This window comes from Sulfitobacter sediminis (assembly GCF_040811725.1).
Classification (GTDB): domain Bacteria; phylum Pseudomonadota; class Alphaproteobacteria; order Rhodobacterales; family Rhodobacteraceae; genus Sulfitobacter; species Sulfitobacter sediminis.
In genome coordinates, this window is the sequence record NZ_JBFNXX010000001.1 from 151,320 (window position 1) to 166,853 (window position 15,534).

The 15,534-nt window shown below is 65.6% G+C and carries 12 protein-coding genes and 1 pseudogene; 6 read left to right on the forward strand and 7 right to left on the reverse strand.

What is annotated here, in order from left to right; genetic code table 11:
- The first annotated feature begins 56 nt into the window (after positions 1–56).
- Together AB2B41_RS00735 and AB2B41_RS00740 are read left to right on the forward strand one after the other, a co-directional pair.
- Complete coding sequence (locus AB2B41_RS00735; RefSeq protein ID WP_367875813.1) at positions 57–707, forward strand: DUF1007 family protein; 651 nt, start codon at positions 57–59, stop codon at positions 705–707.
- On the forward strand, positions 692–1,585 hold the full coding sequence (locus AB2B41_RS00740) for a nickel/cobalt transporter (protein WP_367875814.1): 894 nt from the start codon (positions 692–694) through the stop codon (positions 1,583–1,585). The genes AB2B41_RS00735 and AB2B41_RS00740 overlap by 16 nt, the downstream gene beginning before the upstream one ends.
- Before the next feature lie 50 nt (positions 1,586–1,635).
- On the opposite strand, the gene AB2B41_RS00745 is transcribed toward AB2B41_RS00740, so the two are convergent.
- The 4 genes from AB2B41_RS00745 to AB2B41_RS00760 are packed head-to-tail and all read right to left on the reverse strand — an operon-like array spanning position 1,636 to position 8,331.
- Complete coding sequence (locus tag AB2B41_RS00745) at positions 1,636–3,678, reverse strand: hypothetical protein (RefSeq protein WP_367875815.1); 2,043 nt, start codon at positions 3,676–3,678, stop codon at positions 1,636–1,638.
- Positions 3,675–6,446, reverse strand: a complete 2,772-nt coding sequence (locus AB2B41_RS00750) for a DUF4159 domain-containing protein (protein WP_367875816.1) — start codon at positions 6,444–6,446, stop codon at positions 3,675–3,677. The genes AB2B41_RS00745 and AB2B41_RS00750 overlap by 4 nt, the downstream gene beginning before the upstream one ends.
- Positions 6,443–7,327, reverse strand: coding sequence for a DUF58 domain-containing protein (locus AB2B41_RS00755; RefSeq protein ID WP_367875817.1), 885 nt, complete (start codon positions 7,325–7,327; stop codon positions 6,443–6,445). Before AB2B41_RS00755 ends, AB2B41_RS00750 begins: the two co-directional genes overlap by 4 nt.
- Positions 7,324–8,331, reverse strand: coding sequence for an AAA family ATPase (locus AB2B41_RS00760; protein WP_367875818.1), 1,008 nt, complete (start codon positions 8,329–8,331; stop codon positions 7,324–7,326). The genes AB2B41_RS00755 and AB2B41_RS00760 overlap by 4 nt, the downstream gene beginning before the upstream one ends.
- Before the next feature lie 70 nt (positions 8,332–8,401).
- On the opposite strand from AB2B41_RS00760, the gene AB2B41_RS00765 reads away from it, so the two are divergent.
- The 3 genes and pseudogenes from AB2B41_RS00765 (at position 8,402) to AB2B41_RS00775 (ending at position 9,973) form a co-directional block, all read left to right on the forward strand.
- Complete coding sequence (locus AB2B41_RS00765; RefSeq protein ID WP_367875819.1) at positions 8,402–8,977, forward strand: DUF1285 domain-containing protein; 576 nt, start codon at positions 8,402–8,404, stop codon at positions 8,975–8,977.
- Positions 8,978–8,989: 12 nt separating this feature from the next.
- Positions 8,990–9,749, forward strand: a pseudogene (locus AB2B41_RS00770) (hydroxypyruvate isomerase family protein).
- Positions 9,746–9,973, forward strand: a complete 228-nt coding sequence (locus tag AB2B41_RS00775) for a DUF2798 domain-containing protein (protein WP_367875820.1) — start codon at positions 9,746–9,748, stop codon at positions 9,971–9,973. The pseudogene AB2B41_RS00770 and the gene AB2B41_RS00775 overlap by 4 nt, the downstream one beginning before the upstream one ends.
- Positions 9,974–10,165: 192 nt before the next feature.
- Here the strand turns inward: AB2B41_RS00775 and AB2B41_RS00780 are convergent, their stop codons facing one another.
- From AB2B41_RS00780 to polA, 3 genes are all read right to left on the reverse strand, one after another.
- Positions 10,166–10,738, reverse strand: a complete 573-nt coding sequence (locus tag AB2B41_RS00780) for a YdeI/OmpD-associated family protein (RefSeq protein WP_367875821.1) — start codon at positions 10,736–10,738, stop codon at positions 10,166–10,168.
- Positions 10,725–11,084, reverse strand: coding sequence for an MmcQ/YjbR family DNA-binding protein (locus tag AB2B41_RS00785; RefSeq protein ID WP_367875822.1), 360 nt, complete (start codon positions 11,082–11,084; stop codon positions 10,725–10,727). The genes AB2B41_RS00780 and AB2B41_RS00785 overlap by 14 nt, the downstream gene beginning before the upstream one ends.
- Positions 11,085–11,324: 240 nt before the next feature.
- The gene (polA, locus tag AB2B41_RS00790) at positions 11,325–14,138 is read right to left on the reverse strand and encodes a DNA polymerase I (RefSeq protein WP_367875823.1); all 2,814 of its coding nucleotides are present in this window, start codon (positions 14,136–14,138) and stop codon (positions 11,325–11,327) included.
- 134 nt (positions 14,139–14,272) lie between these two features.
- On the opposite strand from polA, the gene AB2B41_RS00795 reads away from it, so the two are divergent.
- Entirely contained in the window at positions 14,273–15,337 is a 1,065-nt protein-coding gene (locus AB2B41_RS00795; protein ID WP_367875824.1) for an alcohol dehydrogenase family protein, read from the forward strand.
- Positions 15,338–15,534 lie beyond the last annotated feature (197 nt).

A 15,534-nucleotide genomic window follows, 5' to 3' on the forward strand; every position in this document is an offset into this window, starting at 1 on the left:
CCGCGACGCCCCGCGATATTGCTGGCAGACCACCGCTGTCCTATATCCAACCCGTGATGAAACCGCTGCCCGCCCTCGCCGCTGCCCTGATGCTCGCCACCCCGCTCGGCGCGCATCCGCATATCTTTGTCGACACCGGCCTCGAACTCAGCTTCGACGCCGAGGGCCGCCTGACCGAGGTCAAGACCACCTGGGCCTACGACGATTTCTATTCCCTTCTGATCATGGAAGACCGCGGCCTCGATCCAGATTTCGACGGCATCCTCACCCCCGCCGAACAGGCCGATCTCACCGGTTTCGACATGAACTGGACCGAGGGCTTCAACGGTGACCTCGTGATCCTGCAGGCCGGTCGCGAACTGCAACTCTCCGGCCCGATGCAGGCCACCGCCACCTACGAGGACGGCCGCATCACCACCACCCATGTCCGGCAGGTCATTTCCGACCAGACCCCCGGAACCCCGCTTGAACTCAAACCCTACGACGCGACCTATTACACCGCTTATGACATCACACTGCCGGTAGCGATCACCGGGACGAATGCCTGCGGCCACCGCCTCGACGTCCCCGACATCGACGCCCGCCTCCGCGAAATGCGCGACCTGCTCGCCCAGCTCGACATGGACACCACCCCCGAAGAAGAAGGCCTGCCCGACATCGGCGGCCTCCTCGCCACCACCGTCGTCGTCACATGCGATATGTCCTGAGCCTTGCCACCCTCGCGGTCCTCGCCACCCTCGGCTGGTTCTGGCTGACCGGCGGTTTCGACCAGCTCTCCGCCTGGGCCGCGTCCCAGCAGCGCGAGTTCCAGAACACAATCGCCCGCGCCCTCCGCGGCGCCCGCGCCGGAGAGGCCGGTGCGGTCATTGCCCTGCTCACAGCCTGCTTTGCCTATGGCCTCGCCCACGCCGCCGGGCCCGGTCACGGCAAGGTCCTGATCGGCGGCTACGGCTTTGCCCGCCGCGTGCCGATGCTGCGCCTGTCGCTCATCGCGCTCCTCGCCTCGCTGGGGCAGGCGGTCACGGCCGTCGCCCTTGTCTACCTCGGCGTCCTCGTCCTGAACCTCGGCCGCCAGGCCCTCGTCGACACGACCGAGGCCCTCATGGCCCCCGTCAGCTACGGTGCCATCGCCCTTATTGGCCTCTGGCTCGTCTGGCGCGGCGCGCGCAAGCTGATGCACAAACCCCACGACCACGCCCACGCGGGTCACGACCACGTCTGCGACACCTGCGGCCACGCCCACGGCCCGACCCTCCAGCAGGTCGAACACGCAGGCACCCTGCGCGAGGCGGTGGTACTTATTGCCGGGATCGCCATTCGCCCCTGCACCGGCGCGCTGTTCGTGCTGATCATCACATGGCAGATGGGCATCGGTGCCTTGGGCATCGCCGGGGCTTTCGCCATGGCCATCGGCACCGCGCTGATCACGATTTTCGTGGGCCTTGCCGCGGGCGGGTTGCGCGGCGGTGTGCTGGCCGGTCTGACAGGATCGCCGCAAATGGCCCGTGCCATGGCCGGGCTGGAAATCCTCGCAGGCGGTGTCGTCGTCATCCTCGCAGGCGGCCTGCTCCTGCGGGCCATCTGACGCGCCCCGGCAGAAGGCCGGGCCGCAACCGTCTCAAAAAAAAGAAACCGTCAGCGCCGCCCCTCGCGCAGCCATGCCGCCGTGATGAACAGCGCCGACAGGAACAACACCAGCCACCCCGGCAGGATCGCCGTCTGCCGGATGTCCCGCGTCTCATAGGCCCCGCGCGGGGTGATCCCGAGCCAGCCGCGCCCCGCCGCCGGACGGCCCGGACGCACATCGCGCAACCGCGGTACACCGTCCTCGGCCCGCGCCACGCCCCCACGCAGCGCCGTCACCACCGGATCAAGCACCTCGTCGCTCGCAATCGTCTCAACGAACTCCCGCGGCGCTGCAGGCCCCAGCCCGATCACCGCACTCTGGTCCCCGTTCTCCAGCCGGTAAAGCCCGATCTCTGGCCCCTCGTAGACCCCTTCGAAGAGCCCCGCCGATCCTTCGGTCAACTCGACCTCCACCGTGCTCCCGTCAGGGGCCGTCACCGTCACCGGCGGCACCGAGTTGCCAAGCGTCCGCCGCGTGATCCGCATCGTCTGCCCCTCGGCATTCGCGGTCAGCGCCTCTTCCTCAAGCTCGGGTTCCTTCATCATCCAATGCGCCAGCCGCCGCAGCAATTCCAGCTGCGGCCCGCCGCCCTCGTACCCGCGTGACCACAGCCATGCGTGATCCGACGCCATCAGCGCCACGCGCCCCTCGCCCACGCGGTTCAGCACCAGCAAGGGCCGTTCGTCCACGCCTTCCATCACCACGTTGCCCTGCGGCTCCGCCACGTCGATCTGGCGCAGCCACCGGCCCCAGTCACCGTTGTCCGGCAGATCCGCAGTCACGGGATGCCGCTTGCCCAGATCCGTCACGGTCGGGCGGTAGGGTTGCTCTAGCACACGCGCCGTGGGCACAGCAGGCAGAACTGCCCCCAGAGGCGAGCGCGACAAGCTATCCGCGGTCGCGAAATCCGGCCCCGCGGCCACCAGAACCGCGCCCCCCTCACGCACGTAATTCGCCACGTTGTCGAGGTAGAGCGCGGGCAGAATGCCCCGCCGCCGGTAGCGGTCGAAGATGATCAGGTCGAAATCGTCGATCTTCTCCATGAACAACTCGCGCGTCGGAAAGGCGATCAGCGACAGTTCATTGACCGGCACGCCATCCTGCTTCTCGGGCGGGCGCAGGATTGTGAAGTGAACAAGGTCGACCGAGCTGTCGGACTTCAACAGATTGCGCCACGTACGCCCGCCGGGATGCGGCTCACCGCTGACCAGCAGCACGCTCAGCCTGTCACGGACACCGTTCATCTGGATAAGTGCCGCGTTGTTGCGATCCGTCAGCTCTCCCTCCGCCTCTGGCAGGGAAAAGCGGATCACGTTGCGTCCGCCGTGAGGCAGGGTGATCGGCAATTCGAGGTCCTGACCGATGGGCACCTGAAAGGTCTGCGCAGGTTCGCCGTCAATGGAGATATCGAGCGGGGCAAGGGCTTGCCCCTCTGGTGCCGCGCCCAGATCGTCGATGCGCAGGGTCAGCGTGACAGGCTCCCCGATGATGGCAAAGGCGGGTGCATTGCGCACCGTCAACCGGCGGTCCCAATCCGCTTCCTTACCGGTCATCACCAAATGCATAGGGGCGGGCAGATCGAGCGGCAGATCGGCGTCATGCACACGCCCGTCGCTTACCGCGAGGATACCGGCGATGCGCGCGCGCGGCTCCTCTGCCAGCGCCTCGCTGATCGCCGTCATCAACTCGGTGCCCGCGTCCCCGGCACCATCCGCGACGGAAATGCGCCGCAGCTCCGTGTTCTCGCGCGCGGTGATCTGCGCGGCCAGCGCATCGGCCGCACCGCGTGTCTGCTCGGCCCTGTCGGCAAGTCGCTGGCTGGCGCTTTCGTCCTCGACCAGCAGCACGATATCGGTAAGTGGCGCACGATCTTCCTGCTGGTAGGACGGGTTTGCCAAGGCCCCCAGCACCACGGCCGAGGCCAGCGCCCGCAGTGGCCAGCCATTCAGCCCGCGCAGGATGGCCAGAATCAGCGCGATTAGCGCGATGATCACCACCACGATCAGCAGCGGCACAGGGATCAGGGGATCGTAGACGATGCTCGCGGTCATTGGCCCAACCTGTCCAGAAGTGCGGGCACATGCACCTGGTCGGACTTATAGTTGCCCGTCAGCACATGCATGATGAGGTTGACACCAAAGCGGTAGGCCAGTTCGCGCTGCCGCTCGCCCGAGAACCCGCGCCCCACCGGCAGTAGCGGGCTGCCGTCCCCGCGCACCGCCCAGGCCGCCGCCCAGTCGTTGCCGCCGATCACCACCGGTGTCACACCGTCATTGAGGTTGCGGAAGGGCATCCCCTCGATCTGCTCTGCATCGGGCGGTGCCGCCTCGACCCAGACGTCGCGGCTCATGTGGCGGCCGGGGAAATCCTGCAAAAGATAGAAGGTCCGCGTGAGCACATGATCGCTCGGCAGCGGCTCCAGCGGCGGGATGTCCAGCGGTGCGGCCAGATCCTGCAGCTTGCGCCCATTTGGGCTTGATGCGCCGAACCCCGCGATATCCGCATCCCGCGTATCGAACAGGATCAACCCGCCCGAGCGCAGGTAGTCGTTCAGCTTTGCATAGGCCTCTGTAGAGGGGCGCGGTTGGTCCGGCGTGATCGGCCAGTAGAGGATCGGGAAGAACGCCAGTTCATCCGTCTCGAGGTTCACCGCCGTCGCCGGGGCGGGTTCGACCGAGGTGCGGAAGAACAGCGTATCGGACAGCCCGTTCAGCCCTGCCGCCGCGATCTCGTCCACCTGGGCGTTGCCAGTGATCACATGCGCCAGAGTGACCTCAGCAGTTGCCGCCAGCGCGAAGGCGTCCGCGTCCGACTGCGCCTCTGCGGGCAGGGCGAGCGGCACGAACGGCAGCGCGAGAATCATCCCAACCGTCGCGGAATTGCGATTCAGCAGCCGGCCCGACAGGGCGAGTGAGGCCACCACATCCGCCAGCAAAAGCAGGATCGACAGGCTCAGCAGCCAGCCCGCGATGGGCTGCTCCGGCGCGACAGCAAGCCCGCGCACCGGCACGTCCGAGGGCCAGGCTGCCGGCGTCAGCGTGCTCTCGGCGGCAAAGACGTTCCGTGCCAACCGCCGGTCACCGTTGCCGTATATTCCCGGCTGCATCGCAGGACCCGCCGGGGCCGAGACCAGGGCGGGCCCGTCGACACCGGGCAGGTTCCCCGCATCCGACAGCACCCCGTATCCGTCCATCACCCGCAACGGTGTCCAGGTCGTCCCCTCAAGATCGCCGGCCTCCGGCGAGGCGGCGGCAGAAGACACCGCCAGCCGCTCCAGCATCTCGACAAACAGCCCCGACAGTGGAAGCGTCGACCATTCCGCCGTTGCCGTCACATGGAACAATACGATCTGCCCCGGTCCCACCGCCTTGCGTGTCACCAGCGGCGTTCCGTCGCTCAGCGAGGCGATCACCCGTTCGGCAAGCGTCGGGTCGGGCTGCGCCACCACCTGCGCGGTCACCACAACGTCATCAGGGATCGTCAGCCCGAAGAACGGTGAGGTGTCCTTGAAGGCCTCCAGCGACTTCGGCTCGCCCCAGCTCATCGCCCCACCCACGCTGCGGCCACCGGCGCGCAGCCGCACGGGCATCAGCGGGTCCTCGTCGTAGCGGCTGATATCGCTCGCAGCGACGCGCGGGCCCGCGAAACGCACCAGCATCCCGCCCGCGTCAATCCATTCCAGCAGCGGCGTCGCCTCCGCCTCCGACAAAGTCGCCACATCGGCAAGGACAATCACGTCCGGGTTGGCGGGCAAGACATCCGCAATCGACCCGTCGATCAGGTCCGCCGTCGGAATGAGCGCCTGTTCGATGTAATGCAGCGGCGACAGAAGCTGCAGCCCTTCCTCCGCACTGTCGCTTCCGATCAAGGCAACCTCGCGGCGGCGCAACCCGTCGTCCACCAGCGTCGTCGCCCCGGCCGACCGTTGCCCGGCAATGGTGAACCCGGTGATCCGCGCGCGCAGCTCAGACGGCAGCGACAGCTCCGCAGCCGCCGTGGTCTCACCCGTCCCAAAGGTCGCAGTCGCCGTCGCAAGGATACGCGCGTTTCCCGCCGGGTCGCGCCCCTCGGCCTGAATGATAACCTCGCGCTCCTGACCTGGGATGGCGCGGGAAACGCTGAGGTTCACAACGTTGTTCTCGTAGACCGCGGGCGCGATGGCCAGCACGTTTGCCGCCGTCTGATAGACCTCGACCGCGCCGCGCGCCTGCAGCGCGTCCAGCAAGGTTTCGCGCCCGTCATAGTCCAGCGCATCGCTGAACCATAGCGTGTCAAAGTCCGAAAGCCCGGCCATGATCTCGACCGACCGGTCGATATCCTGTTCCGATGGCTGCCAGGGTGCGGGGGCAAAGCCCGCCAGCCGCGTGCGCCAGACGTCGGCCGACTGGAACGACGGTTCATCGGGCCGTGACAGCACCAGGAAGCCCACCGGTCTTTCCGCCCGGCTCGCCTTGGTCAGCTGCGCCTCGATCACCTCAAGCTGCTCGGTCCATCGGGTGGCCCCGGCCCAGCTCCCGTCCAGCACCATCAACAGTGGGCCGTCGCCTTCGGCCTGATCTTGCTGCGGGTTCAGCACTGGTCCTGCAAGCCCGATGATGATCGCCGCGACCGCGAGGATACGGAGCAGGAGCAGCCACCACGGCGTCCGGTCTGACACGCTCTCGTCGTCCTTGAGGCCCAGCAGCAACGCCACACCCGGAAACCGCCGACGGATCGGCGCCGGTGGCACCGCGCGCAGGATCAGCCAGAGGATCGGCAGCGCGAGAAGCGCGGTCAGCAGCCAGGGAGCCGTGAAACCGATGCCGCCCAGAACGGTCATGCCGCTACCCCACCGCGCGCATCCAGCGCGCCATAAAGCCACAAGAGTGCCGATTGCGCCGAATGGTCGGTGTGGTGCAGCCCATACTGCCAGCCGGTCAGCGTGCACAGCCGCTGAAGTTCCGCCTTGCGTTCGGCGAGACGTTCCAGATAGCGCCCCTTCAGATCGTTGGCCTTGAGCGTTTCATGGCTCAACGTGCCGCCGACGCTTTCGAATATGGTGCGCCCGGTGAAGGGAAAAAGCTCTTCCGACGGGTCGAGCACCTGGTAAAGCACCCCGCGCACCCCGCGGTCAGCCGCCTTGGTCAGCGCCAGTTGCACCTCCGCCAGATCGCCGAGGAAATCCGAGATGAACACGGCCCGTGCATGCGGGATCATCGCCCGGTGTTCCGGGGGGCTGTAATCCGCCGCGTCGTCGCGGCAGAACATCTCGGCCAGCCGCAGTACCTGCGGATTGCCACGCCGGGGTGGCAAGGATGTACCTGTCAGCCCGACGCGTTCGCCCCCGCGCAGGAGCATGATCGCCAGCGCCAGACCCAAAAGCCGCGCACGGTTTGCCTTTTGCGGCAGATGTTTCTCGGACGTGAACCGCATCGAGGCCCCCTGGTCGACCCAGAGCATCACGGACTGCGCGATCTGCCATTCCCGTTCGCGTACGAACTCCTGGTCGCCCATGGCCGAGCGGCGGTGGTCGATCAGGCGGCGGCTGTCCCCCGGTTGTGCGGGGCGGTACTGCCAAAAGTCATCCCCCATACCCGCGCGCCTGCGGCCATGGGCACCCAGCAGGACAGCGCCCGCAAGATGCTCGGCCCGCGCCAGCAGGGCTGGCAGGCGGGCGGCCTCGTTTTCGGCGTCTGCGCGAAGGGTGATAGGAGTGCTCACGCGGCGGCCTTCGATCCTGTCAGGCTGGCGGCCGTTTCGTCGATCAGACCCTGCAGGCTGTCGCCGCGCGCCCGGGCGGCAAAGTTCAGCGCCATCCGGTGGCTCAGCACCGGCCGCGCCATATTCAGCACGTCCTCTGCGGAAGGTGCCAGACGGCCATCCAACAGCGCCTTGGCGCGCACCGCCAGCATGAGCGCCTGTGCGGCACGCGGGCCGGGCCCCCAGGCCACGGTCTCGCGCACCCTGGCGCTGGCGCTTTCCTCTTCTGGGCGGAAGGCCCGGACCAGATCGAGGATCATCTCGACCACCGACTCGCCCACCGGCATCCGCCGCAGCAAGCGCTGCGCCTCGATCAGTTCCTCCGCGGTAAAGACCTGCGTCGACTGCGCTTCTGTTTCGCCCGTGGTGGCCAGCAGGATATCCCGCTCAGTGTCGCGGTCGGGGTAGGCCACGTCGATCTGAACGAGGAAACGGTCAAGCTGCGCCTCGGGCAGCGGATAGGTGCCTTCCTGTTCAATCGGGTTCTGCGTCGCCAGTACGTGGAAGGGTACGCCGAGGGGCCGGTTCTGCCCCGCGACCGTGACGGTTTTTTCCTGCATCGCTTGCAGCAGCGCCGATTGCGTCCGGGGCGAGGCGCGGTTGATCTCGTCCGCCATCAGCAACTGGCAAAAGATCGGCCCCTCGATGAACCGGAAGGCCCGCGTGCCGTCCGCAGCGGTGTCCAGCACTTCCGAGCCAAGGATATCGGCCGGCATCAGGTCAGGCGTGAACTGCACCCGGTTGCCGTGCAGGCCCATGACCGTGCTGAGCGTCTCGACCAGGCGAGTCTTTCCCAGCCCCGGCAGACCGATCAGCAGACCATGCCCGCCGCACAGAAGCGCCGTCAGCGTCAGCTCGACCACCCGTTCCTGGCCGATGAATCGCTTGGTGATGGAGTCCTTTGCCTTGGCGAGCTTCTCGCCCAGGGCTTCGATCTGCGCGACCATGTCTTCGGCCTGGGTCATGACAATGTGTTCCTTGGGGCTATATGTCGTTACAGCAAATCTATCTCTTATATGGGAAATGGCAAAAGCAATGAGTGGACAAAAAACTGTGACACCGACCGCAAACAGCCTTGCCGCGTCTGCAAAAGCGGCAAAAGGCCGCGGATTGCCGCCGTTGGAGAAATGGAACCCGCCGTTCTGCGGCGATCTCGACATGCAGATCCGGCGCGACGGCACCTGGTTCTACGAGGGGACGCCCATCGGGCGGCGGGAACTGGTGAAGCTTTTCTCGACGATTCTCTGGCGCGAGGGCGACAAGTATTTCCTTGTCACCCCGGTCGAGAAGGTGGGCATCACGGTGGAGGATGCGCCTTTCGTCGCGGTGGATTTCGACGTGACTGGAGAGGGCGAGAGCCAGTTGCTGACCTTTGTCACCAATGTCGATGACCAGGCCAAGGCGGGGCCGGATTATCCCATCCGGGTTGAGCGTGACCCCGAGACCGGCGAGCCTTCGCCCTACGTGCTGATCCGCCGCAACCTCGAGGCGCTGATTGACCGCAAGAGCTTTTACCGGCTCGTCGATCTGGGCCAGCATCACGAGGGCTGGTTTGGCGTCTGGTCAGGCGGGCAGTTCTTTGGCATCATCCCGTCGGATGAATTGCCGTAAGATATTTGAATGTTGCTGAAATTTGCCGCGAACCTGACGTTTCTCTGGTCCGAACTTCCCTATCTTGATCGCTTCGCCGCTGCTGCTGACGCGGGCTTCGAAGCGGTCGAAATCCTCTTTCCCTATGACCTGGCCGCCAAGGAGACGCAGCGCGCGCTGACCGCCAACGGTCTGGAGATGATCCTCCTGAACGCCCCACCGCCCAACTACACCGGTGGCGCGAGGGGTATGGCGGCCGATCCTTCACTGGTCGAGCGGTTTCGCCGGGACATCGTCCGGGTCTATCGCTACGCCGAGGCGCTGGGGGTGTCCTTCATCCACGTGATGGCGGGAGAGGGGGAAGGAAGTGTTGCAAAACAGACCTTTATCGACAACCTCGCCTGGGCGGCGGAACGCGCGCCGGAGGGGATTACCCTGAACCTGGAGCCTCTGAACCGAGTGACTTTCCCGGGGGTACTTCATGTGCGACTACGCGCTGGCCGAAGAGGTGATCTTGGCGGTAGACGCGCCGAATGTGGCGCTGCAATACGATAGTTTTCACGCGCAGATGATCCACGGGGATGCGGTCGCGGTCTTTGAGCGGTACGCACCTCTGATACGCCATATCCAGATCGGCGACACGCCCGAGCGGGGCGCGCCGGGGACGGGAGAGGTGGATTTTCAATCGCTTTTCAACGCGGTAGAGAAATCGGGCTACGCCGGCTGGATCAGCGGTGAATATCATCCCGGCGGCGATACCGACACGACCCTGGACTGGATGAAACGCTCATGATCCCCGCCCGCTTTGCCCCGATCCTGTTTGGCCTGATCCTGTCGGGGCTGATGTCGTTCATGGTCTCTGGCATCGCGACCCTGCGGGCGGTGGGCATTATCGAGGGGTTCTTCGGCCTCTGGATCGCGGCATGGCTGCCGAGTTGGGCGGTGGCCTTTCCGGCGGTTCTGATTGTCGCGCCGATCACCCGGCGGCTGGTGGCGCGGCTGACGCGGCCGGACTGAGGGAGGGAGAGATTAACAGCCATGTTTTCCTGGCGAATCGGGGGTGACTTGTGTGCACTTGCTGTACACCCCCTGTACACCGCGAGGCTGCAGGAGGGGTGTTGCGCGTAGGGTGTTAACCGAGCGCGCGGTCTGGTGCGTTAATGCCGGGTAAACCGGTTCAATTTTCTGAAAATTTCGTGGAGGCGGGGTTCAGCCCCTCTGAAAGGGCGAAGGGCGTTCCCCGCGACCGGCGTGTTTGACCACGTCGTCAATGCGCCTGGACCGCGTGGCGGGGCTCTTGGCCGTCTTGATCCATTCCAATGTGCCGCGCGTGACCGAGCGGGGATAGGCCTCCCACCCGCCCCTGGCGCCGCTTTCGTCCAGCGCCTGCGCGAGGTCGTCGGGAAGGGTACCGGCCTCCACGTCGTCAAGAAATTCCCACATGCCATTGGTCTGCGCCTTGGCGATCACCGCCTCGCCCGAGGGCTGCATGAGCCCCTGCGCACGGGCCTCGGCGACCTTGGCCTTGTTCACCGCCGACCACGCCGACCGCGGATTGCGCGGGGCGATGCGGTAGCTGGAACGGTCATCGTCGACCCTGCGGGTCACCGAGTCGACCCAGCCCCAGCACAGCAGTTCGCTGACCGCGTCGCCCCAGGGAAGGTAGTGCGGCGTGTGTTTCTTGTAGACCACGAGCCAGACCGAGCCGGAGGTGGCGTGGTTGGCGGCAAGCCAGTCGCGCAGCTTGGCGCGGGATTTCACCTCGACTTCAAGTTCCGCCATGTCGGGCGTCCCATTCCTTGAGGAAGCGTTTGGGGGCCATGTCGCGCCATGTCTGGCGCAGGCGCGCTTCGGCCCAGCCTTCGTCGATGCGGCCTGCGGCGACGAGGAGCAGACCATGCTTGGCGTAGTGAGGATGGAGGATGAAGGTGTCGGGGTCGGCCTCCATCAGCATCTCGCGCTCCTCGATGGAGCCCTTGAAGATCGCGGCATCGACGTAGGGGCTCCACCATGTCCACATCTTGCCGTGGGCCTTGAGGTTCTCGTTGCCCCAACTGACGGCGGTCTCGACGTTCGGCAGATCGAGGGAGAGGGCGAGGGTCTTGAGGGCGTCCCAGGTGTGGATCATCGCGGGTTCCTCCTGCGCGTGGCGGGGTGAACCCCGCCTTACGGATGTCTGAGGATACAGTAGGGGTGGACGGTGCGTCCACCTTGCGGGATGCGGGGTAAGGTGGGCGTGTCGTCCACCCTTGGCTTTGGCCTTGGGTGGTGCGTGTCCATGCGAGCGCTGCGCATGAGGGCAGCGTTGGGTTTGAGTTGTAGAGGAAAGATGAAGCGGGGGGGTTCGCCCAGCCCCGGAAGCCTTTGCCTAGTGCGCTTCGGCCCAGTTCTTGCCCTGGCCTGCGTCCACCGTCAGCTTCACGTCGAGTTTCACCACCGGGTCGTTGGCGTTTTCCATGACCTCGCGGGCGGTCTCGATGAGTTTCTCCTCGTGGCCTTCCTCGACCTCGAACAGGAGTTCGTCGTGGACCTGCAGCAGCATCGCTGCGGGCTGGCCTGCGATCGCTTCGGGCATGCGGATCATGGCGCGGCGGATGACGTCGGCGGCGGTGCCCTGGATGGGGGCGTTGATGGCCGCACGGGCGGCGAAGCCTGCGCGGGGGCCCTTGGCGCCGATTTCCGGCGTGTGGATCTTGCGGCCGAAGAGGGTTTGCACGTAGCCGTGCTCTTTTGCGAAATCCTTGGTGTCGTCCGTGTAGGCGCGGATGCCGGGGAAGCGCTCGAAGTAGCGGTCGATGAAGCCCTGTGCCTCGGCGCGTTCGATGCGCAGGTTGCGGGCGAGGCCGAAGCCGGAGATGCCGTAGATCACGCCAAAGTTGATCGCCTTGGCGCGGCGGCGGATTTCGGGGGTCATTTCGTCCATCGGCACATCGAACATCTCGGACGCGGTCATGGCGTGGATGTCGTCGCCGCGGGCGAAGGCGTCCTTGAGGGCGGGAATGTCGGCGATATGGGCGAGGATCCGCAGTTCGATTTGGCTGTAGTCGAGGGCGACGAGGGTTTTGCCCGGCTCGGCCACGAAGGCCTCGCGGATGCGGCGGCCTTCCTCGGTGCGGATGGGGATGTTCTGCAGGTTCGGGTCGGTAGAGGCGAGGCGGCCGGTGGAGGCGCCCGCGATACTGTAGGACGTGTGGACGCGGCCCGTATCGGGGTTGATGTGGTTCTGCAGCGCGTCGGTGTAGGTGGATTTCAGCTTGTCGAGCTGCCGCCAGTCGAGGATGCGGCGAGGCAGGTCGTGCTGGGTCGCGAGGTCTTCGAGGATGTCGGCGCCGGTGGACCAGGCGCCGGACTTGCCTTTCGACGGTTTCTTGCCGTCGGGGAGGGTGAGGTCGAGCTTGTCGAAGAGGATTTCGCCGATCTGCTTCGGAGAGCCGACGGCGAATTTCTCGCCTGCGAGTTCGTAGATTTCATCCTCGAGCCCGGCCATTTTCTGCGCGAAGGCGTTGGACATGCGGGAGAGCGTATCGCGGTCGACCTTGATGCCGGAGCGTTCCATTTGCGCAAGGACCGGGACCATCGGGCGTTCGAGGGTTTCGTAGACCTTGGTGACCTGTGCCATGTGCAGCTGCGGCTTGAGGAGTTGCCAGAGGCGCAGGGTGATGTCGGCGTCCTCGGCGGCGTAGGGGGTGGCCTTGTCGAGCGGGACCTTGTCGAAGGTGATGGCTGACTTGCCAGAGCCGAGGAGGGGTTTGATGGGGATGGGGGTGTGGTTGAGGTAACGTTCAGAGAGGGTGTCCATGCCGTGACCGTGCAGGCCTGCGTGCTGGGCGTAGGAGATCAGCATCGTGTCGTCGATGGGGGCGACGGTGATGCCGATCTGGGCGAAGATCTTGGCGTCGTATTTCATGTTCTGGCCGATCTTGAGGATCGACGGGTCCTCGAGCATCGGTTTGAGCATGTCGAGCGCCTCATCGAGCGGCATCTGACCCTCGGCGAGATCGTCGGAGCCGAAGAGGTCGTCGCCTGCGGAGGCTTTGTGGATCAGGGGGATGTAGCAGGCGTGGCCCGGTTCGGTGGCAAGCGAAATGCCGACGAGGTCGGCGGTCATCTCGTTGAGGCCGGTGGTTTCCGTGTCGACGGCGACGTAGCCCTTTTCGTAGATGGCGTCGATCCACTTTTGCAGGGCCGCCGTATCGCCCACCTGTTCGTATTTGTCGTGGTCGAAGGGGATGTCGTCGGGCGTGGGCGCGTCGGGGAGGGTCGGTGTGTCCTCGATCTCGGGCATTTCGGTGCCGAACTTTTCGGCCACGCGCTTGGTGAGGGTGCGGAATTCCATCTCGGCGAGGAAGGCGAGCAGGGTCTCGGCCTCGGGTTCCTTCACCTCCAGATCGTCGAGGGTGAAGTCGAGGGGGGTGTGGTCGTCGAGCAGCACGAGCTTGCGGGAGAGGCGGATCTGGTCGGCGTGTTCGATCAGGGTCTCGCGGCGTTTGGGTTGTTTGATCTCTTCGGCGCGCTCCAGCAGGGTTTCGAGGTCGCCGTATTCGTTGATCAGCAGCGCTGCTGTCTTGATTCCGATGCCCGGCGCGCCGGGGACGTTGTCGACGCTGTCGCCCGCCAGCGCCTGCACGTCGACGACGTGTTCGGGGTAGACGCCGAATTTCTCGTGCACGCCCTCGCGGTCGATGCGGGTGTTTTTCATCACGTCGAGCATTTCGACGCCGCCGCCGACGAGTTGCATCAGGTCCTTGTCCGACGAGATAATCGTGCAGCGGCCCCCGGCCTCGCGGGCCTGGCGGGCGAGGGTGGCAATGATGTCGTCGGCCTCGTAGCCCTCTTTCTCCTTGCAGGCGATGTTGAAGGCTTCGGTGGCGCGGCGGGTCAAGGGGATCTGCGGGCGCAGGTCCTCGGGCATCTCGTCCCGGTTGGCCTTGTACTGGTCGTACATGTCGTTGCGGAAGGTGTGGCTGCCCTTGTCGAATATCACGGCGACATGGGTGGGGGCGTCGGGGCCGCGATTGTCCTCGACCATCTTGAAGATCATGTTGCAAAAGCCCGAGACCGCCCCGATGGGCAGGCCGTCGGATTTGCGCGTCAGCGGTGGCAGGGCGTGGAAGGCGCGAAAGATGAATGCGGAGCCGTCGATCAGGTGCAGGTGGTGGCCTTTGCCGAATGTGCCGGACATGAGTGTGCTCCCCTTCTTGCGCACCCGATTACTATAGGGCGCGGGCTGGCGCTGCCAGTGGGGAATGCGGGGAGACACAGCGTTGTCCCGGGATTAGGGTCTTTCCTGAGCGTGTCATGGAGAGAGGGAGATCAATGCAGGGCGAGATGCTGGCGGTCGTGACGACCGGGACCGGAAGTTACGACAAGCTGGTCTTCAAGCGCGTACCGATGCCCGTGCCGGGCCCCGGCGAGGTGCTGCTGAAGGTGCTGGCGGCGGGGGTGAACAACACCGAGATCAACACGCGGCTGGGCTGGTATTCGGCGTCCGTCACGGAAGGTACGGATGTAACCGGCAGCGAAGAAGAGCGGCCCGACGGGGGCTGGAACGCGGCGACGCCCTTTCCGTTCATTCAGGGCACAGATTGCTGCGGTGAGGTCGTCGAGGTTGGCGTGGGTGGTGATGCGTTGCTGCTTGAGCGGCGGGTGCTGGTGCGCGCCTGTATGCGCCAGCATGGGTTCGAGCGGATGGAAAACATCTGGATGGGGTCGGATTTCGACGGCGCCTTTGCGCAGTTCGTGAAGGTGCCGGAGGCCGAGGTTTTCCCGGTGGACTGCGACTGGACCGATGCGGAACTCGCGACGATCCCCTGTGCCTATGGAACGGCGGAGAACATGGTGCATCGCGCTGGTGTTGGCGCGGGCATGCGGGTGCTGGTGCCGGGGGCTTCGGGCGGTGTCGGGTCAGCGCTTGTTCAGCTGGTCAAGCGGCGGGGGGCGGAGGTGATCGCGATCACGAGCGCCGAAAAGCGGGACGCGGTGGCCGGCATCGGGGCGGACCGGGTGCTCACGCGTGAGGATGATCTGCTGGAGGCGCTGGGGGCGGAAAGCGTGGACGTCGTGATCGACAACGTGGCGGGCGCGGGGTTTCCGACAATGCTGAAGCTGCTGCGGCGGGGCGGGCGTTATGCATCCTCGGGTGCGATTGCGGGGCCCATGGTGGCGTTGGACATGCGGGACATGTACCTCAAGGACATCACGCTTATCGGCTGCACGGCCTGGGACGAACCGGTCTTTCGGAACCTTGTGGCCTATATCGAGAGGGGAGAGATAAGACCCCTTCTGGCCGGGACCTACCCGCTGGACCGGATCGCCGATGCGCAGCGGGACTTCCAGACGAAGCGACATATCGGGAAACTGGTGCTGCTTCCGCCTGCGTGACCGAGGATATGGCGGCGTCACCCTGCGCCATAGGCGGAAGTTTACGCTAGGGTCGTTGATCAAGAGCAGGTGGTGGTCATTCCCGAACCGGTCGGAGATGGATGTTGGCTTCGAGCAGGGGAAAGCTATCCTGTAGTACGGAGGTGAGAGACACAGGCCTGCTCGCCCTGAAATCAGATGGCGGGCACCGGGTTGGG